Annotated in this window: 20 protein-coding genes and 1 pseudogene; 14 read left to right on the forward strand and 7 right to left on the reverse strand. The window is 35.9% G+C overall.

The features are described from left to right. Window positions 1-48: 48 nt before the first annotated feature. Window positions 49-2,676, reverse strand: coding sequence for a cyanophycin synthetase (gene cphA / locus MTQ00_RS06790; protein WP_172278567.1), 2,628 nt, complete (start codon window positions 2,674-2,676; stop codon window positions 49-51). 199 nt (window positions 2,677-2,875) lie between these two features. On the opposite strand from cphA, the gene MTQ00_RS06795 reads away from it, so the two are divergent. From MTQ00_RS06795 to MTQ00_RS06805, 3 genes are all read left to right on the forward strand, one after another. Then, entirely contained in the window at window positions 2,876-3,763 is an 888-nt protein-coding gene (locus MTQ00_RS06795) for a cyanophycinase (protein WP_172279675.1), read from the forward strand. 124 nt (window positions 3,764-3,887) lie between these two features. Continuing rightward, a complete protein-coding gene (locus MTQ00_RS06800; RefSeq protein ID WP_273648213.1) occupies window positions 3,888-4,730 on the forward strand; it encodes an isoaspartyl peptidase/L-asparaginase in 843 nt (280 codons plus the stop codon). Window positions 4,731-4,827: 97 nt separating this feature from the next. Beyond that, entirely contained in the window at window positions 4,828-5,064 is a 237-nt protein-coding gene (locus tag MTQ00_RS06805) for a YtxH domain-containing protein (protein WP_172278571.1), read from the forward strand. Between the two features lie 50 nt (window positions 5,065-5,114). On the opposite strand, the gene MTQ00_RS06810 is transcribed toward MTQ00_RS06805, so the two are convergent. Together MTQ00_RS06810 and MTQ00_RS06815 are read right to left on the reverse strand one after the other, a co-directional pair. Next, window positions 5,115-5,915 carry a class I SAM-dependent methyltransferase gene (locus tag MTQ00_RS06810; RefSeq protein ID WP_273648214.1) on the reverse strand — a complete coding sequence of 267 codons (801 nt, stop codon included), beginning with the start codon at window positions 5,913-5,915 and terminating at the stop codon, window positions 5,115-5,117. Window positions 5,916-5,975: 60 nt separating this feature from the next. Continuing rightward, window positions 5,976-6,638: a GNAT family N-acetyltransferase gene (locus MTQ00_RS06815; protein WP_273648215.1), complete on the reverse strand. Its 663-nt coding sequence runs from the start codon at window positions 6,636-6,638 to the stop codon at window positions 5,976-5,978. 159 nt (window positions 6,639-6,797) lie between these two features. Here MTQ00_RS06815 and MTQ00_RS06820 point away from each other — a divergent pair, with 159 nt between their 5' ends. Beyond that, on the forward strand, window positions 6,798-7,739 hold the full coding sequence (locus MTQ00_RS06820; RefSeq protein ID WP_273648216.1) for a ketopantoate reductase family protein: 942 nt from the start codon (window positions 6,798-6,800) through the stop codon (window positions 7,737-7,739). Between the two features lie 53 nt (window positions 7,740-7,792). Here the strand turns inward: MTQ00_RS06820 and hisS are convergent. The 4 genes and pseudogenes from hisS to MTQ00_RS06840 all read right to left on the reverse strand — a co-directional run bounded on the left by hisS (window position 7,793) and on the right by MTQ00_RS06840 (window position 10,891). Then, window positions 7,793-9,158: pseudogene (gene hisS / locus MTQ00_RS06825) on the reverse strand (histidine--tRNA ligase). A 92-nt stretch (window positions 9,159-9,250) separates the two neighbouring features. Beyond that, a complete protein-coding gene (locus tag MTQ00_RS06830; RefSeq protein ID WP_273648217.1) occupies window positions 9,251-9,883 on the reverse strand; it encodes an MgtC/SapB family protein in 633 nt (210 codons plus the stop codon). A gap of 203 nt (window positions 9,884-10,086) precedes the next feature. Then, window positions 10,087-10,542 (reverse strand): HRDC domain-containing protein, encoded by a 456-nt coding sequence (locus tag MTQ00_RS06835; RefSeq protein ID WP_228456952.1) that lies wholly within the window; start codon window positions 10,540-10,542, stop codon window positions 10,087-10,089. A 13-nt stretch (window positions 10,543-10,555) separates the two neighbouring features. After that, window positions 10,556-10,891: a single-stranded DNA-binding protein gene (locus MTQ00_RS06840; RefSeq protein WP_172278583.1), complete on the reverse strand. Its 336-nt coding sequence runs from the start codon at window positions 10,889-10,891 to the stop codon at window positions 10,556-10,558. A gap of 172 nt (window positions 10,892-11,063) precedes the next feature. Between MTQ00_RS06840 and MTQ00_RS06845 the strand changes: the two genes are divergently transcribed. The 10 genes from MTQ00_RS06845 (at window position 11,064) to MTQ00_RS06890 (ending at window position 19,455) form a co-directional block, all read left to right on the forward strand. Beyond that, window positions 11,064-11,960, forward strand: a complete 897-nt coding sequence (locus tag MTQ00_RS06845; RefSeq protein ID WP_273648218.1) for an arginase family protein — start codon at window positions 11,064-11,066, stop codon at window positions 11,958-11,960. 10 nt (window positions 11,961-11,970) lie between these two features. Continuing rightward, window positions 11,971-12,567, forward strand: coding sequence for an HPP family protein (locus tag MTQ00_RS06850; RefSeq protein ID WP_172278587.1), 597 nt, complete (start codon window positions 11,971-11,973; stop codon window positions 12,565-12,567). A 4-nt stretch (window positions 12,568-12,571) separates the two neighbouring features. After that, window positions 12,572-12,916 carry a hypothetical protein gene (locus tag MTQ00_RS06855; protein WP_172278589.1) on the forward strand — a complete coding sequence of 115 codons (345 nt, stop codon included), beginning with the start codon at window positions 12,572-12,574 and terminating at the stop codon, window positions 12,914-12,916. A gap of 25 nt (window positions 12,917-12,941) precedes the next feature. Further along, the gene (locus MTQ00_RS06860) at window positions 12,942-13,847 is read left to right on the forward strand and encodes a TIGR01777 family oxidoreductase (protein WP_273648219.1); all 906 of its coding nucleotides are present in this window, start codon (window positions 12,942-12,944) and stop codon (window positions 13,845-13,847) included. A gap of 86 nt (window positions 13,848-13,933) precedes the next feature. Beyond that, window positions 13,934-16,189, forward strand: coding sequence for an excinuclease ABC subunit UvrA (locus tag MTQ00_RS06865; protein ID WP_273648220.1), 2,256 nt, complete (start codon window positions 13,934-13,936; stop codon window positions 16,187-16,189). A gap of 120 nt (window positions 16,190-16,309) precedes the next feature. Then, window positions 16,310-16,891, forward strand: coding sequence for a Crp/Fnr family transcriptional regulator (locus MTQ00_RS06870; protein WP_273648221.1), 582 nt, complete (start codon window positions 16,310-16,312; stop codon window positions 16,889-16,891). 67 nt (window positions 16,892-16,958) lie between these two features. Beyond that, entirely contained in the window at window positions 16,959-17,318 is a 360-nt protein-coding gene (locus tag MTQ00_RS06875) for a DUF4406 domain-containing protein (RefSeq protein ID WP_273648222.1), read from the forward strand. After that, window positions 17,305-17,886: a GDP-mannose pyrophosphatase NudK gene (nudK, locus tag MTQ00_RS06880; RefSeq protein WP_273648223.1), complete on the forward strand. Its 582-nt coding sequence runs from the start codon at window positions 17,305-17,307 to the stop codon at window positions 17,884-17,886. The genes MTQ00_RS06875 and nudK overlap by 14 nt, the downstream gene beginning before the upstream one ends. A gap of 133 nt (window positions 17,887-18,019) precedes the next feature. Beyond that, window positions 18,020-18,601 (forward strand): hypothetical protein, encoded by a 582-nt coding sequence (locus MTQ00_RS06885; RefSeq protein ID WP_273648224.1) that lies wholly within the window; start codon window positions 18,020-18,022, stop codon window positions 18,599-18,601. 383 nt (window positions 18,602-18,984) lie between these two features. After that, the gene (locus MTQ00_RS06890) at window positions 18,985-19,455 is read left to right on the forward strand and encodes a hypothetical protein (protein ID WP_273648225.1); all 471 of its coding nucleotides are present in this window, start codon (window positions 18,985-18,987) and stop codon (window positions 19,453-19,455) included. Window positions 19,456-19,569: the final 114 nt, after the last annotated feature.

A 19,569-nucleotide genomic window follows, 5' to 3' on the forward strand; every position in this document is an offset into this window, starting at 1 on the left:
TTATAAAAGAAAAACCTCCAAATGGAGGTTTTTTCATTATATTCTTAATCAGATTTTATCGTCTTCCAGCAATTCTTTAGCCTGATACTCCTGGACAAGATCAATCGCATTTGAAATCACATCGCTCAGGGCAGTAATAAATGTTCCTTCTTCAGCCATTCCGATAGCATGTTTCAATGCCTCAATTTCTTTTGGAATAATCTCATAACTTACATCTCTTCCGGCTTCATTAATTCCGTCTATAATCAGACCGTTAATTTCCTCTTCTTTCCTTCCCCGAAGATGTTTTTCATTTCTTATGATAATGTAATCAAACATTCTCCCCGCAATCTTGCCGCATAACCGTATGTCTTCATCTCTCCGGTCTCCTACCCCTGAAATAATTCCAATTTTTTTGGTTGACTCTACATTTTTAAGATAATCTTCAATCGCCTCGTAGCCATTCGGATTATGGGCAAAGTCTATTAATACCTTAAAATTTTTAAACTTAAATATATTCAATCTTCCCGGTGTAAGCTGTGCACTTGGAATAAATGTTCTAAGTGAATTTGAAATATCCTCAATACCAAAACCGTACAGGTAGCAGGCTAAACTTGCTGCCAGAACATTTGCGATCATGAATTTTGCCTTACCTTCCATTGTAATAGGAAAATCTTTAGCCCTTCCAATGCGGATCTTCCAGTCTCCTTTTTTAATGGTTACAAAGCCTTCTTCATACACACAGGTAATTTTTCCTTCTTTCGCGAACTTCTTAATATACGAATTATTCTCGTCCAAGCTGAAAATTGCTACATTGCTGTCCAGATCATTTACAATTCGCATTGAATATTCATCATCGGCATTCATTACACTCCAGCCACTTTTCTTTACACTATCCAATACTACTCTCTTTACTCTGGTAAGATCTTTTAGATTATGAATATCATTCATCCCCAAGTGATCTTCTTTAATATTGGTTAAAACGCCAATATCACACTGTGAAAAACCTAACCCTGAACGCAGAATTCCTCCTCTGGCAGTTTCTAATACCGCAAATTCTACAGTCGGATCTTTTAAAACAAATTCAGCGGAAAGCGGACCTGTGGTATCTCCTTTTGTAAGCATGGTATTCTGAATATAGATTCCATCTGAAGTTGTAAATCCAACTCTGTATCCGTTATTTTTAACAATATGGGAGATCAGTCTCGTCGTGGTTGTTTTACCATTAGTCCCCGTTACAGCTATAATAGGAATTGTAAAAGGTTTTCCCTGTGGATACAACATATCTACAACAGGAGCAGCCACATTCCTCGGAAGACCTTCACTTGGAGCAAGATGCATTCTGAATCCAGGAGCTGCATTTACTTCAATAATGGCCCCACCACTTTCTTTGAGTGGCTGAGTCAGATTTTCAGCCATGATATCGATACCACAAACATCAAGACCGATGATTTTAGAAATCCTTTCGGCCATGGTAATATTTTCAGGATGTACCATATCCGTTACGTCAATTGAGGTACCTCCCGTAGAAAGATTGGCAGTAGATTTCAGGAAAACGACTTCTCCTTTCTGAGGAACCGTCTCCAGTGTATACTGAAGCTTTTCAAGAAGCTCCATCGTATCCTTATCAATTTGTATTTCCGTTAAAACATTTTCGTGACCATAACCTCTCCTCGGATCTTTGTTTTCCTTTTCAATCAGTTTTCCTATATCATGTTCTCCGTCACCTACCACGTGGGCAGGTACCCGTCTGGCTGCTGCAACCATTTTATTATTAATGACCAGAACCCTGAAATCATATCCTGTAATATATTTTTCAACGATCGTTTTTTTAGAATAGTTCTGGGCATGTTGCAGACCAATTTTAGCACTTTCCCAATCATTTACATTGATAGAAGACCCTTTTCCATGATTACCGTCCAATGGTTTAAGAACAATCGGATATCCTATTTTTTTAATAACCTTTTCCAAGCCTTCTTCATCCGTCACAAGGTCACCTATGGGAACCGGAATTGCCGCATCATGAAGCATCTTTTTAGTAAGCTCCTTGTTACATGCAATATCTACCGCAATTGAACTTGTTTTACCGGTAATCGTTGCCTGGAATCTTTGCTGGTTAACTCCGTATCCCAATTGTACCAGAGAATTGGTTCCTAATCTGATCCATGGAATTTTTCTGGAAACGGCTTCTTCTACGATACTCCCTGTAGAAGGACCTAAACGAACACGTTCCCTGATTTCCTTTAATTTATGAACGCATTCACTGATATCGTATTCTTTTCCTTCGATCAGGGCTTCAGCAATTTTTACGGCTTCTTCAGCAGCATAAATTCCTGCATTTTCTTCAATATAATCAAATACTACATTGTAAACTCCGGGAGTTTTTGTTTCACGGGTTCTTCCAAATCCGGTGTCCATTCCTGCCAAAGTCTGGATTTCGAGAGCGATGTGTTCAATAACATGTCCCATCCAGGTTCCCGTTTCTACCCTATGAAAAAAGCCTCCTCTTACGCCCTCCGAACAGCGATGGGTAATCAAGGAAGGTATCAATTTTTCTATACGCTCTCTGAACCCTTCAATCTTATTGGTAGGAAAATTCTCCATCTCTTCGAGGTCCAACCGCATCTGTATCAGCTTCTTCCTTCTGATGCTCCAAATATTTGGACCACGTAAGGCCTGTATCTTCTCAATTTTCATAGTCAATTTGCATTTTTCTTGATTAATAATAACATCTTCTAAAATCAAAGATAATGTAAAACCATAAACAAAACCATAGACCATTTAAAGATTTCCCAAAAAAATTAAATATTATTAACAATCTTAAAATCCTCAAAATCAATTTATGTATAATTGATATTTCCTCGAGTATTAATAATTTTTTAAATTTGCATACATGATGAAACCTGTTGGAAAATTAATTGTTATCGGAGGTGCTGTAAATAAAGGAAGTTTTGCAGAAACCGATTATGATCAGAACATAGAAAAAAACCTTAATTTTTTTGAAAGAGGTATTTTAAGAAAGATCATTAATGAGTCTAAGCTCAAAGAAAATTCTGTAATAGAAATCGTTACTACAGCTTCACAGATCCCTCAGATTGTAGGAACGGAATATAAGAAAGCATTCGAATTTCTGGGCGCAAAAAATGTCAACATTCTGGATATCCATAACCGGGAAGAAGCCAATTCTGATGCTATGGTAGCAAGAGCCAATGCAGCGGACGTGGTGATGTTTACCGGTGGGGACCAATTGCGGCTTACATCTATCCTTGGCGGGACAAGATTCCACGATACCATTCTTTTAAAATACCAGGAGCAGGATTTCATCTATTCCGGAACTTCTGCCGGAGCTGCTGCAGCTTCAGAAAACATGATCTATCAGGGTAGCAGCTCGGAAGCATTATTAAAAGGAGAAATAAAAACCACTCAGGGGTTAGGACTTATTGATAATGTAATCATTGATACCCACTTTGTACAAAGAGGACGTATCGGAAGACTTTTCCAGGCAGTTGTTAATAATCCAAGAACATTAGGAATCGGATTGGGAGAAGATACAGGTCTTTTTATACACAATGATGTAATGACTGCTGTAGGTTCAGGTCTTGTAATTATCGTGGATGGACGTTTTATTAAAGATACCAATCTTACCAATATCAACTTAGGCGAACCTATATCCATTGATAACCTTACCGTGCATGTCATGTCGATGAACGATCATTATGACCTTACCACAAGAACATTAACGATTGAGAATTCACAGTTCAATCCTATCCCACAGGACAAATAATTTGATCCCGAAAAATTGAGAGTGAAGAATTAAAAGTTTTTAGTGTATAAGAACTAAAAACCTTATAATTTATAGTCAATATAATCGTAAGTTTACCACCTTCAACTTTCATTTAAATAAAAATATGAAAATAATCATCCACGGTGGTTTCTTTTCCGAAAGTGACCAAAGCCATGAAGTAAAAGTTGCCAAACAAAATTCATTAAAAAATATTGCACAAAAAGCATTTGATTATCTGCAATCCAATTCAGCTTTTAATACCGTAGCGTATGCAGTATCTCTTCTTGAAGATGATGCCCTGTTCAATGCAGGAATAGGTTCCCAAATCCAAAGTGATGGTATCATTCGGATGAGTGCAGCGATCATGGATGGAGAAACACAGAAATTAAGTGGTGTTATTAATATTCAGGATGTTAAAAATCCCGTATTTGTAGCAAAGGATTTAATGAAGGAGGAAGATCGTGTTTTAGGAGGTAGTGGTGCAAAAAAATATGCTTCAGGACATGGTTTTGAAGATTTCTCTACAGAAATTCCCCAAAGAAGAAAAGAATACGAAGCAAAAATCAATAACGGTGGAAAAGGAACTGTAGGCTGTGTAGCCATAGACAAAGATGGAAAACTTGCTGTTGCCACTTCAACCGGTGGAAAAGGATTTGAAATTCCAGGAAGAATTTCTGATTCAGCTACTGTTGCCGGAAATTACGCCAATTCATTTTGTGCCGTAAGCTGCACTGGTGTAGGTGAAGATATTGTAAGCAATGCTACAGCAACCAAAATTGTGACCCGGGTAACTGATGGAATGAAATTGAAAGATGCATTTCATAAAACCTTCGAGGAATTAAAAACTATTGATGGCTTTGCAGGTGCGATTGCTCTTGATAAAGATGGAAATATCTATCATCAGGACTCTTATCCTACGATGGTTTTTGCAAGTTTTGATGGTGAAAATTTTGAAATATTCAATTAATTTAACATTTTTTTATTACTGCTTTCATTTTTTTGGCACGCAATTTACATGATACTAAACAACAAATTTTTAATATTAATTTAAAAAAATAGAAATCATGGGAAATAAGACAAACGGATTATTAGCTTTATTAGGTTTAGGTGCTTTAGCATATTGGAAGTACAAAAAATCCACACCAGAAGAACAACAAGCAGTAAAGGACAAAATCAACAACGTTAAGGACAATGTAAACAAGTGGGGAAATGATCTTAAGAACAAAGCAAATGATGTAGCATCCCAGGTTCAGGACAAAGTTGATGAGGCTAAAACAAAAGCTCAGGACTCTTTAAGTTAAAACAAGTTTTTTTTAACATTCATATACAGAAAAGTCATCGTAATACTTATTTACGATGACTTTTTTTGTGCCTCCAATGCAAATACCAAAGGTATATGATTTCCAAATTGCGGTATTCTCCATTTACCTTTCTCAGATTCTACAATGTGTTTAAAACAAGGATAGGGAGACCAGTCAAATTCCTGAAAGTCATTTATGGTCATGTTATTTTTAATTAGATTCTGGATAACCTCTGCCAATGAATGATTCCACATCACATATTCCTGAGTAATATCGGCTGATTGATCTGCATACGTTCCGTTATATGTTTCAATGATCGGTTTTTCATTGAAATAATTATAAGCAACCCTATTAAAGTCATCATCAAACATCCATACAACAGGATGAAATTCTGCCATGATAAACTTCCCATCCGGTTTTAAAAAGTGAGCAATAACCTGCGCCCACTGATCCAGGTCGGGAAGCCATCCTATGGTTCCATAGCTTGTAAATACAATATCGAACTTTTCATCTAAAACATTGGGAAGATCGTAAACATCAGAGCAAATAAATTCAGTATCGGTTCCACACTTCTTCGTCAAATCTCTTGCAGTGGCAATAGCTTTGTCAGATAGATCAATTCCGGTAACCACAGCTCCCAGCCTTGATAATGATATTGAATCCTGTCCAAAATGGCATTGCAAATGCAGGATCTTTTTTCCTTCAATATTTCCTAAAAGTTCGAGTTCTATGGAATTGAGTGAATTTCTTCCATTTAAAAACTCATCAACAAAATAAAAATCCGATTTAAGATGGGGTTCCACCTTAGCATTCCAGGAGTTTCTGTTAATTTCTAAATAATTCTTTTCCATGATTGAACATATAAGTGCTATGATGTGTATTGTAAACAATATTAATTATAATGCCCCGAATCAGTCATCAAGAGAATCATCGGATGGAATCACAATAGAAGTGTAAGGACTGTAAATCTCCCACCCTAAAGTTTCATATAATGATTTACCCTCTGTAGTGGCCACCAGAAAATTATTCCAGGCGCCTTTTGACAGTGCTATTTTTTCAAGTTCTTTCATTAGTAAAGAAGCAAGTCCTTTTCTTCTGTGTTTCTCATCTGTAATGATCTGATCATACACAGCCATATCATCAACAATAGCAACTCTTCCTATCGCTCCCTGCTCATTTCTATTTTTGGTCATTACCCTTACAACATGCGTAGAATTATACACGTCATGATGAATCGTGTAGTCATCTGGGAGACCACGCTTTAAAGCAACCATGGGATGAAAACATGACATCATATACTGGTCACCCTGAATTTTCCATTTTGAGGGGATTTTATCCTTAAAAGTTTCAAAAGCTGAGGAAACTTTCAGGTATACCCATGGTTCATCAATTATCTTCGACAGCTGAATAAAATCATCATTAGGTTCAGAAAACAGATATCGCTTTTTCTGCATAGGAGTATTTACATCAACAGTAAAACCGGATTTATATGGAACCGGTAAAGGTAATTCTCTTGATAACGACCATCCTTTCAACCACTTTTCTAATATTTCGGCTGAAGCTTTATTTTTCATGATAAGGCTATTAAAAATGTTGACATAAATATAATAATTGATTGATCTTATCTCACAATAAATATAGATTATATACATCTCAAAATATTAAAATAAATCACCATCTTTAACATAGTGTATTATTAAAGGCCAGGTTTTAAACAGATAAAAAATAATTTCATGAATAAAAAACATATTGTAATCATAGGTTTAGGAGGTGTAGGTGGCTATTTTGGCTTTAAAATAAGCCAGAATAATGAAACTTTCCACCAATATATCATATCATTTGTTGCAAGAGGTGAAACCTATAAAAAAGTGAAAGCGGAAGGCTTGACCTTAATTTCCACTGAACACCGATATAGTAAAACATGGGCTAATTCAGTTTATGAAAATATCGGGGAAATTGTAAAACCTGATCTTGTATTGATTTGTGTAAAAGAATACGACCTGGAAAGAGTTTGTCAAGAACTGAAAGAAGTCATTACTGAAAATACCATTTTATTACCTATGATGAATGGTGCTGATATTTATGACAGAATAAGAAAAATAATTCCTGCTCATGTTATATTGCCTTCATGTGTTTATGTGGCTTCTCATATAAAAGAAAAAGGAGTTGTAGAACATAAAGGGAAAACTGGAAAGTTGATTATTGGCAGGGATCCACAAAATTTTTCCCAAAACATAGATTGGGTAATCAATGTTCTCAAAGAAAGCAGGATCGATTTTGATTTTAAGGATGATGCCTTAACTGATATCTGGACCAAATTTACTTTTATAGCAAGTTTCGGACTGGTAACAGCTAAATACAACTCCTCTATTGGTACCGTTTGTACAGATCCTGCACAAAAAAATGAGGCAGAAGAAATAATGAAGGAAATAAAAGCAATTGCAGATAAAAAGGGGATTTTACTTGAAGATAATATCATCGAGAATACTTTTGAAAAAGCATCAGCATTTCCTCATGAAACTCCTACTTCCCTTCAATTGGATATTAATTCCGGAAAAAAAGAAAGTGAACTGGAATTATTTGCAGGAGCAATTATCAAATACGGAAATGAAAACGGAATCAAAGTACCTTTTACTCAAAAAATATATAATGAAATAAAGGCTAAGATAAAATAAAAAAAGAGTCTTCTTATCTTGATAAGAAGACTCTTTTTAGTTATTAATCTAGACTATCCCAAAAACTCTTCCAAAGAAACTGTTTTTTGCTCTCCGGCTTCAAGGTTTTTAAAAGTCACTGTTCTGTTTTTAATCTCTTCTTCACCCAGGAATACCAGGTTTTTAATTCCCTTTTTTCCGCATAAGTGAATTGCTTATTAATTTTTGCACTTTCAGGATAAAGCTCGGCAGAAATCCCCTTTGCTCTGAGTTGAATAATCAGCTTTAGAGCTTCAAGTGTTTCTTCCCCTCCGAAATTAGCAAACAAATATTCTACTTTCGACGCAGCCTCTTCCGGAAAAGACCTAGCTCTTCCATAACCAGATAAATCCTGTCTAATCCGAAAGAAATACCGATACCCGGAATATTTTTAACCCCGAATACAGCCGTAAGATTATCATATCTTCCACCACCACCGATAGAACCCATTTGAGCTTCATCGGCTTTCACTTCAAAGATAGCTCCTGTATAATAATCCAACCCTCTTGCTAATGTAATGTCGAAAACAAGGTTCTGCAAGTCTACGCCAAGACTTAAAGATTGCGTAAGAACAAACTCCAGTTCCTCTACTCCTTTCAATCCTATTTCATTTCCTACAAATTTTTCCTTCAGCTGAAGAAGGTTTTCCAAAGCATCATCCGATTGAGAGAATAAGAAATCTAGTTTATCGATAGATTCCGGGGAAATTCCTCTTTCAAGCAATTCCTTGATTACACCGTCTTTTCCAATCTTATCCAATTTATCAAGTGCTACAGTAAAATCAATAAGCTTATCTGTAATTCCTGCATATTCTGCCAATCCGGAAAGGATTTTCCTGTTGTTGACATGAATCGTTACCGAAACTTTCAAGTCTGAGAAAGATTTCAGATACAGCTGAATCAGCTCTACTTCCTGTAAAAGACTTTCACTGCCTACTACATCGGCATCACACTGGTAAAACTCCCTGAACCTTCCTTTTTGAGGGCGGTCAGCTCTCCAAACCGGTTGAATCTGATATCGTTTGTATGGAAATGTTAATTGCCCGTGATTCATTGCCACGAATCTCGCAAAAGGTACGGTAAGATCATAGCGAAGAGCTTTGTCCGTAAGACTTTCTGAACTGAAAGGCTTATCCAATGCTTTTTGAAAATCGGTAAGCATCTGTGTCTTTTTATCTTCTTTAGCTTCATTGATGCTCGAGTTCAGAATCTTAAAAATTAACCGATCTCCCTCTTCTCCATATTTCCCCGTTAATGTCGAAAGATTTTCAAAACTTGGTGTCTCCAAAGGCTGGAATCCAAATAATTGAAAGTTATTCTGTAAAATATTAATGATATATTTTCTTCTTGAAACTTCCTGTGCGGTAAAATCTCTCGTTCCTTTTGCTAAGCTTGGCTTCATTCTATAATAGGTAAATGATAAATAATAATTGATAAGTCTTGCAAAAATAAGGAATTGAAAGGACTTTTTAAATTCCGGAAGATTTTAATTATTTAAAATTTGAACTCATCAATTCCCTTATCATTAAACAGTATTTTTGTACAAGCCTCATGATTTTTCAAAGCTCCCTGTACACGCCATATGATCGTATATTTCTCTCCGATCCTCATCTGTTTACCCCTGCTCGATTTTAGTCCGTATTCTTTGAAAAGGGCTTCATATTTATCCACCACTTCATCATTATAAGAAAGGGTAATCTGATAAGTATAGCGGGTTGTAATCCTATCGATAACGTTCTGTATGTATTTGAAAAGGACCAAAAGTAAAACTACAGATAGGGAACCGATAAGAGCTTCCTTATAATATTCCGCACCTATCGTCATACCCAGTGCCGCACAAATCCAAATAGTCACAGCTGTTGTAAGTCCGGATACCCTGTTTTCCTCCTTAAAAATAACTCCCGCCCCTACAAAGCCGATTCCTGTAATAATATTAGCTGCAATCCGATCCGGACTTCCCTCGACACCAAGACTCAAAGATAGCATGGTAAACATACACGAACCCAATGTCACTAATATCATTGTCCTAAGTCCTGCAGATTTTAACTGGTACTCTCTTTCGATCCCGATGATTCCTCCAATTACAATCGAAAATACTATAGGGAGTATATCGTTTATACTAATCATTTATCTTTTTTTTGCCTATGTCAAATTATTATTTTTTTGTTTTATTTACAAATGTCTTATAAAAAAATATTATCAGTTTTCAGTACGTGTGCCCATTATTTACCGGTAGGTTTCATAACATAAATAGGTATGGAAAAAGCTGAAGGAATACAGGTCCCCCAGCTTTTCATTGTTTCACAATTTGTGTTTGATCAATTAGTAAATCAGATACTTTCCAGAATTTCTATAATCTCTTCACCATAGTTTTCTATTTTATGTTTTCCGAAACCTTTGATGTCTAATAATTCTGCTTTTTTTGCCGGTTTATATTTTGCTACGGATAACAGCTCTTTATTACTGGCTATAAAATAAATTGGGAGATTTTGCTCTCTTGCTTTTTCCGATCTCCATAATTTCAGGGCATCGAGAATTTTTTCTTCATCCCTATTCAGCATTTCATTTTCTGCCGAATATTTTACACTTTTGGATTCTTTTACAGCAGATACTCCTGCTTTCAGTTCTTCGAAGTATAAGACAACTGACCAGTAAAGCTCGTCGTGTACAAAAGCGGTTTCCGTTTTAATAATTTCATGATTTCCGAGAAAATCGTCCAATGCCTGCTGATCTGTATACAGATACTCTTCGGGCAGCCTTATTTTAAAAACTTTTACTCTCATCATCTGTGTTTTTGTATTATTTATTACCCCCTAACAGCAGGATTTCATCAACCCTTATTTCTGTAATATACCTTTTTACACCATCTTTATCATCGTAAGATCTGTAGGTAAGCTTTCCCTCAATAGCGATTTCTTTTCCTTTGGGAACATACTTCTGAAGGATCTCCGCAACTTTTCCAAAGGCAATCAGATTATGCCATTGTGTTTCTTCTACTTTTTCACCTTTTGCATTGGTGTAGTGATCACTCGTTGCTAAAGACACGCTTGCTTTTACATTCCCACTGTCGAAGTTGATCATTTCTACTTCTTTTCCTGTGTAACCGATTAATGTTACTTTGTTTCTTAGTGACATAACTATAAATTTTAAAGATTAATATTATCAGATAAGAGACGTTCACTGCTTTCTCAAATCTCTGTTGCAAAGATTGCCATCCCAGCCCATTAAAGTCGGTTATAAACTATTTAAATTCATTTGTAGTCGTTTGTAAACGGATAATCCGTACCTTTGATTAAATATTCATGGTATGAAAAAAGAGATCAACATCTTTGAATTTCCTTTTAATCTAGGCCTTACTAAAAAAGAACATGAAACAGAGCCCGGAGTAAAAAAACTTCCGGATTGGCTTCGAAAACTTAATTTTCATGCTAAGCTCCATCCTAAGAATATTTTGAGACTTAATGGTCCTGACTATGCAATGGATTTTGATGAAGAAACCCAGGTAAAAAATCCAGATCGAATCATTGAATATGCCCAAAAGCAATCTGACCTGATCCTGAAAAACTATGATAAAGACACCCTCAATGTAATCATTGGCGGTGACTGCAGTATTTTAATAGGAACTGCAATCGCCCTTAAAAAGCTGGGAAATTTTGGTTTGTTTTATCTTGACGGGCATACTGACTATATTCCACCTGAACTTTCATCAAGTGGTGGCGTAGCCGGAATGGATCTGGCTATCGTTTCAGGAATGGGACATCAAAAACTCACCAATATTCGTGGCCTGAGGCCCTATTTTCTTGAAGAAAACATCTTCTGTGTAGGGAATGCAGAAACAGACGATGAAGACTATGTAAACCAGGTTATTAATTCAGGCGTTCATTATTATGATCTGGAAAGTCTACGTAAAAATGGTTTCAGCAAAACGGCTGAAGATTTTTTAAAAATGATTCAACAGAAAGGTTTGGATGGTTTTTTCATTCATTTCGATGTTGATGTATTGAATGATCAGATTATGCCGGCTGTTGATAGCAGAACAGAAGATGGAATCGACTATAATAACCTCCGGGAAATTCTGACCCCATTGATTGAGAATGACCAATGTTTTGGAATAGAAATTACTATATTAGACCCTGACTACGATAAGCAAGGCGTCTACACAAAGGCATTTGTTGAAAATTTAACCCAGATAATAAAAAAATAAAGAAGAATTCATGAAGCAGAAAATAAAAAGAACACTAAGGGTTTCGAAATATGTAATTTATAAAGAAACTCTTGTCGATTACAAAGAACATTTCTGGTCTTTTTTAGGTGCATTTTTTGGAATCGGAATCATTGCATTCATCCAGTCGCACTATCTTTTGGAACAGGAGAACATTTTTCTGATCGGCTCGTTCGGGGCATCCAGCGTTTTAATCTATGGAGCCATTCAAAGTCCGTTGGCACAACCCCGGAATCTTGTAGGAGGTCACGTTCTTTCAGCATTGGTGGGTGTAACGATTTATAAAATAGTTCCCGACGTGCTATGGCTGTCAGCTCCGTTGGCTGTTGCGTTTTCAATCGTTCTGATGCAGTATACGAAAACCCTGCATCCACCCGGTGGTGCTACAGCGTTGATCGCCGTTACCTCATCAGGAAAAATTCCGGAACTGGGATATTGGTATGCATTATCTCCTGTTCTATCGGGGTGTATCATCCTGCTTCTTGTTGCTTTATTTTTCAATAATATTACCTCCAACAGAAGTTATCCCAACCATACAAGATTTCTGCGGTTGTTAAAGAAAAAGCATCAACACAAAATGAAAAAATAATATTATGAATTGTCTAGAATGTGGCGAAAAGATCATCGGAAGATCAGACAAAAAATTCTGCAATGACGCCTGCCGCAACGCCTATAACAATAAGCAGAATAAAGACTCCAATAACCTGATGCGGAACATTAATAATAAACTTCGCAAAAACTACCGTATTCTTACGGAAATAAACGTGGAAGGTAAAACAAAAATTTCACGTTCAAAGCTGGATGGCTTAGGTTTTGATTTCGATTACATCACTAACATTAAAGTTTATAAAAACGGTTCGGAATATAAATTTATTTACGATTACGGTTATAAACTTTTGGAAGATGATTTTGTATTGATTGTAAAAAATCAAACCTAAGAATACACCACCAAAATTAATATCTATGAAAGAAGTTGTTTTAATTACCGGAGCTAATGGAATGGTTGCCCGAGAGCTATCAAAAAAGATAGATCCGGAATATACGGTCCGGTTGCTGACCCGGAAAAAGACCAAAGACAATGAATACGAATGGGATATTAGTAATAGGACAATTGATGATTCGGCATTTGAAAATATCAGTCATATCATTCATCTTGCTGGAGCCAATATTTCTGAAAAAAGATGGTCGGATGACAGAAAAAAAGAGATTATTTCCAGCCGGATTGATTCTGCAAAACTTATTCTTGATACTTTAAAAAAGAAAAACATCAAGTTAAAATCTTTTATATCAGCTTCCGCCACGGGAATTTATGGAGCTTATACTTCACAGAAAATTTTCTCAGAGGAAGATGAAAAAGCCGATGATTTCCTTGGAAAGGTAGTTATGCTTTGGGAGCAAGCTGCTGATGAATTTCTTAGTCAGAATGTTGCAGAAAGAGTTGTTAAAGTAAGAACATCCATCGTACTATCTGAAAAAGACGGAGCCCTAAAAAAAATGGCAACCCCCGTGCGGCTGGGAATCGGCTCACCCATTGGAACCGGAAAACAGTATATGCCGTGGATTCATCTGAAAGATATCATCGGTATATATGAATTTGCTCTAAAAAATCCTCAGCTAAAAGGAGCTTATAATGCTGCATCACCACAACATACAACCAACGAACAGTTTACGGAAAAAATTGCAGAGGTTTTACACAAACCTTTGTTTATGCCTAATGTTCCTGCATTTGTACTGAAGATCATTTTTGGAGAGCTTTCTGTTGCTTTACTGGAAGGCTCAAGGGTTGATTCCCAAAAAATTCAGGATGCAGGCTATCGGTTTCAGTTTCCTGATCTGAGAGATTCGCTGGAAGATTTACTGAAGAAATAAGATCCACGGTCTTTTCTCAGAGGATACATAAAGAGAAAGTATCTGTTAATATTGAAGTATCTGATTTCATATCTAAATACTACATTATGAAAGACATCATTGTTACCAAAGCCAGACAGAATAATCTTAAAAATATCTCCTTAAAAATACCTAAGAACAAAATCACCGTTTTCACCGGAGTATCGGGATCAGGAAAATCATCCCTGGTTTTTGAAACAATCGGGGCTGAAGCTCAGAGGCAGATCAATGAAACCCAAAATAGCTTCATCAGAAACCGCCTGCAACATTTTGGTGTTCCGAATGTAGATAAAATTGAAAATCTGAATGTTCCATTTATCATCAATCAAAAGAGATTAGGAGGTAACGCCCGTTCTACAGTGGGAACCGCAACCGATATTTATGCTTCTTTACGATTACTTTTTTCAAGAATCGGTGAGCCTTTTGTGGGATATTCCAATGTATTTTCATTTAATAATCCCCAGGGAATGTGTCCTGAATGCGAAGGTCTTGGATTTGTACAGACGGTAAATACTGAAACTCTCTTTGATAAAAATAAATCCCTAAACGAAGGTGCTATACGGTTTCCTACCTTTCAACCCGGTGGCTGGCGGCTGACCCGATATATTCATTCCGGATATTTTGACAATGATAAAAAATTAAAGGACTATACAAAAAATGAATGGGAATTATTACTGAATGCTGAAGAGCACACTCCTAAACATCCTTCAAAAGAATGGGGAAAAACGGTGAAGTATAAAGGAGTAATTCCAAGGATTGAAAACTCATTTTTAAAAAAGGACTCAAAAGAGAATATCACCAGAAAAGAAACGCTAAAAAAAGTAATCATTACTAAAGATTGCCCGGCCTGTAAAGGAAAAAGATTGAATCCAAAAGTTTTGTCCTGTAAAATTGCTGATAAAAACATTGCCGATTGTACAGCACTATCAGTGGATGAACTTCTGGTATTCATCCAGTCCATCCCCTCCAAAACCTACTCTTCCATCCTATCGGAGCTGGAAAAAAAACTTCAGAATCTCATCGATATAGGATTGCAATATCTCACCTTGGACCGGCAGACAGATACTCTGTCCGGAGGTGAATCTCAACGGGTAAAAATGGTAAAACAGTTAGGAAACAGTCTTGTCGATCTGTTGTATATTTTTGATGAACCCAGTATTGGTCTTCATCCCAAAGATATTGATCATATTGTAGACATTATAAAGAAAATCAGAGATAAAGGAAATACAGTATTGATCGTAGAACATGATCCTGATCTTATTAAAATAGCAGACCTTGTCGTAGATATGGGACCTGCATCCGGAAAAAATGGAGGCGAGATTATGTACCAGGGAACTTTTAAGAATCTAAAAACAGCTAAAAGCAAAACCGGGATCTATTTCAGCAAAATTCCAGATTATAATAAAAATCCCCGATCAGCAAAAGGATTTATTGACATAAAAAACGGAAGTATGTTTAATGTTCAAAATATTGACATAAAAATTCCGAAAGGAGTTATGACGGTTGTAACGGGAGTTGCAGGTTCCGGTAAAAGCACGCTGATCAATAAAATACTCCCTCTTTTTTATCCGGAATTAACCGTCATTGATCAATCTGTTTTTACGGCCAGCAGCCGTTCCAACCTGCTTACTTATCTCAATCTTTCCAATACGGTCCGAAAGCTCTTTGCAGAATCAAACAATGTTTCGGATAAGCTTTTCAGCCGGAACGGAGAGGGCGCCTGTCCCAATTGTAAAGGTCTGGGAATAGAAAAAGTGGACCTCGCATTTATGGATGATATTGAGCAACCTTGCGAAGTTTGTCAGGGATCAGGATACAAGCCCGAAGTTCTTCAATATCATTATCACAAAAAAAATATTGCTGAAGTGATGGATATGACCGTTTTAGAAGCGCTAAGTTTTTTTCCCAAACAAGGATTCGGACATGAGCTTACTCTGCTGATCAAACTTGGTTTAGATTACCTTACTTTAGGCCAGCGGCTCGACAGTTTTTCCGGCGGTGAAAGGCAGCGTCTAAAATTAACCAAAGAATTAAACCATACTGCCAGGGTTATAGTTCTGGATGAACCCAGCACCGGACTTCATCCTATCGACAATGAAAAGTTGCTTTTATTTTTTGAGGAGCTTGTGAATAAAGATAACACCCTTATCGTCATTGAACATAATCTGGATATTATTGCTCAGGCAGACTGGATTATTGACATTGGTCCCGGAGCCGGAAAGTTGGGTGGTAAAATTATGTTCGAAGGGACTGTAGAACATCTTTTATCCGCTTCGCAGTCCGAAACGTCTAAATATCTGAAAAAACATCTCCATGGAAAATAGTAAGGTATGATCTATATCGATCAAAATCTCTCAATTTAAAAGGATTTTACAGGATTTGTTGGAAAATAAATATTAATTTAGCCCGTACATTACAGAGAAATTAAAATTCATCTGATAACCATGAATAACAGCTTAATCTTAAGGAATATATCCCGACATATATCGCTCAGCGATGATGAAGCCAATTATTTCAATTCTTTGTTACGCGAAAGGAAAGTCAGAAAAAAAGAAAGTATCCTGAAACAGCAGGAACCCTGTAAAGAAATCAGCTTTGTTCATTCGGGCATACTGCGTGCTTTTTATCTGGATGCGACAGGTAAAGAATCCACAATTATGTTTGCCCTTCCTGATTGGTGGATCACTGATATGTATTGTTTCGTTAATGAAAAACCCGCTATGCTGAATATTGAAGCACTCGAGGATAGTTTTATTTTTCAATTGAAAAAAGGAGATCTGGACAAATTGTACTATACGGTTCCGAAATTTGAAAGATTCTTCAGAATTATGATGCAGAATGCTTATACCAGGGAACAGCTAAGGATCATTGAAAATCTCTCCCTGTCTTCAGAAGAACGTTATAATGCCTTTATCCGGAAATATCCTGTGGCGGCAGAACGTATTACCCAAAAGCAAATCGCTTCTTATCTTGGGATCACGCCCGAATTTCTAAGTACCATAAAAACCAATAAAAATAAAAAATGAATACTCTTAAACTATCTTATTTTTTTTACATGGTTTCTTTCTTTATTTTACTTAAAAATAAAAGATAATGCTAATATTAATTGCCGGACCTTACCGAAGTGGTACCCACGATGATCCAAAACTCATCAAACAAAATCTGAATAAACTAGAATCAGCAGCATTGCCTATTTTCAGGAAAGGTCATATCCCGATGATAGGTGAATGGGTGGCATTACCACTGATACACCTTGCCGGTTCAACAAAGATAGGTGATGAAGCCTGGCAGGAAATACAATATCCGATTGCCCACAGAATTCTGGAAAAATGTGATGCTGTATTACGGATAGAAGGAGCATCCAAAGGAGCTGATGAGGATGTAAGAATTGCTCAAGAAAGAGGACTGAAAATTTATTATCATATAGAAGATATTCCCTATGCAGAACAATAAAGTGAAAATCATAAAGACTGAAATCTTATCAGATAACTGGTACACCCTGAAAAAGGTTACCTATGAAAAGATAAAAAACGACGGATCAGTAGAAATCCAAAGCAGAGAAGCTTACGACAGAGGAAACGGTGCCACGATCCTGCTTTACAATAAAAATACAAATACAGTTATTCTGACAAAGCAATTCCGATTACCTACGTTTATTAATGGAAATTCAACAGGAATGCTTATAGAAGCCTGTGCAGGTTTACTGGATGATGACAATCCTGAAGATTGTATCAGAAGAGAAACCGAAGAAGAAACAGGCTACCAGATTTCGCGGGTAGAAAAAGTTTTTGAATCTTATATGTCTCCGGGGTCAGTAACTGAAATTCTTCATTTTTTCATTGCGGAATATTCTAAAGAAATGAAAATAGCAGATGGTGGTGGCCTTGAAGAAGAAGGTGAAGATATTGAAGTGCTGGAGTTATCTTTCGGTGAAGCATTGCAAATGATCGATAACGGGGAGATCAAAGATGCAAAAACAATCATGCTCCTTCAATATCTTCGTGTAAAAAATATTTTGTAGCATCATCTTTGCTGCTAAAAAACTAATATCATAAAAACTGAATTTAAAATAAAATAAGTATTTTTCATTCTTGGTTTCTTAGCCTTAGAATTTCCCGAAAAGGATGTGAGAAGTACACTTAAAATTTAAAAATATGAAACGGAAATTTTCATTGATTATCTTATTATCGTTATCATTAGCTGCCTTTGGTCAAAAAAAAGAAAGTGTAAGCATTAAGGAAAAAGCACTTACCGAGCAGTTCAAAAATGATTATAAAAAGAAGACTTATAACAAATTTGAAGGAAAGATCGTTGTGAAAGATAATCAGATACAATTTGATGATAAAACCATTTTCTATGATAAATCGGATAAACTAACAAGTTTAATTTTACGGGAAGGACTTATCTATCCGCAACTCCTGACCGATTATCAAATGGAAAAATTCATAGAGGAAAGTACCGACAAAACCCAGAAAAGATTTCTGCGTCTTCAGAAAAATCCCCGTGCCGGTTTCGATGTCAATAATGTAAAATTAAGCAATACCATAGAACTAACGTTCCTCGAATCCAGCCTGAAGGCCAAAAGATTCAGAGTGACCTGCAAGGATAGTAAACTGGGCAATTTAATTCAATATCTTTTTGAACTGACTAATAAAAATGCAGGTAAAGAAACTTCTATGGAAGAGTTTGTTAAAAATTCAACTTTGACCTACCTGCAGCAGCAGAGGCAAGATTAGAAGATCTTTAATTATAGCAGTGTCAGATGATTTTAAAAATTTCAAGCATCAAACAGCTTAATGTAATTTTCTTATTATTTTCAATTTATCAGATAATTGCACTAGTGTCGCTTTTTGGATGCTACCCTTCAGATATATTTTACTGTCAATATTCTATTTATGGTTTGATGATAACATATCCCATTTCAGTTGTTAGCTTTATGATTAGATTTGCTGCTAGGGATTCAGAAATAATAGTCATTATTATTCAATCATTTATTTTTTTGATCTTTGCTTTGATTTACATATTGTTAAAACGTAAAATTCAACAATCCAGTAAGGCAAGATGACATTGCTCTTGAAAATTATTATGAGAAATTCACCATAGATTATAATCAACATAAATGTTAAAAAAAACATCAACATCCCAAATAGTATTTTTTAGTGTTTTTCTAATCATTTTCTTTGTACATAATTTTGTATTACAACCGATGATCAGAGAGACCTACTTATCTTCTGATCTCAAAAATTTTGAAGAAAGCTCCTGGAAATATACAGTGATTGTATTTTTCGCTCTTTTGTCCCTAATGTTTTTCTTAACAATTAAATCAAAAATAAAAGATCTTTCAAACTTACCCATTGCTATTTTTGTTTTAGGACTCAGTTGTTTCGCAGGATTACATCGTCCAATAAATGATCTTTTACTTTACATCAATATGAAAGTTGAGAAAGGAAGAAATTCAAAAGAATATAAAGTTGTTAATCATCAAGATTATAAGACCTTTTGGTTGAATGGTAAAACCTCAATACATGATAATAATGATTTGAATAAAGTAAATACATTCAGGCTGAAAAAAATTAAAACCCATTTTTGAAATGAATACCAATGATACAGTCCTTGTTCCATTGAGAAGGGGTCTGATCAATATTGATTATCTTTATTAATATTTCAAACACAGCATAAAAAATATGCAGTGTTTACATTAAAA

This window comes from Chryseobacterium sp. B21-037, from assembly GCF_028570785.1.
GTDB classification, from domain to species: Bacteria; Bacteroidota; Bacteroidia; order Flavobacteriales; family Weeksellaceae; genus Chryseobacterium; species Chryseobacterium proteolyticum.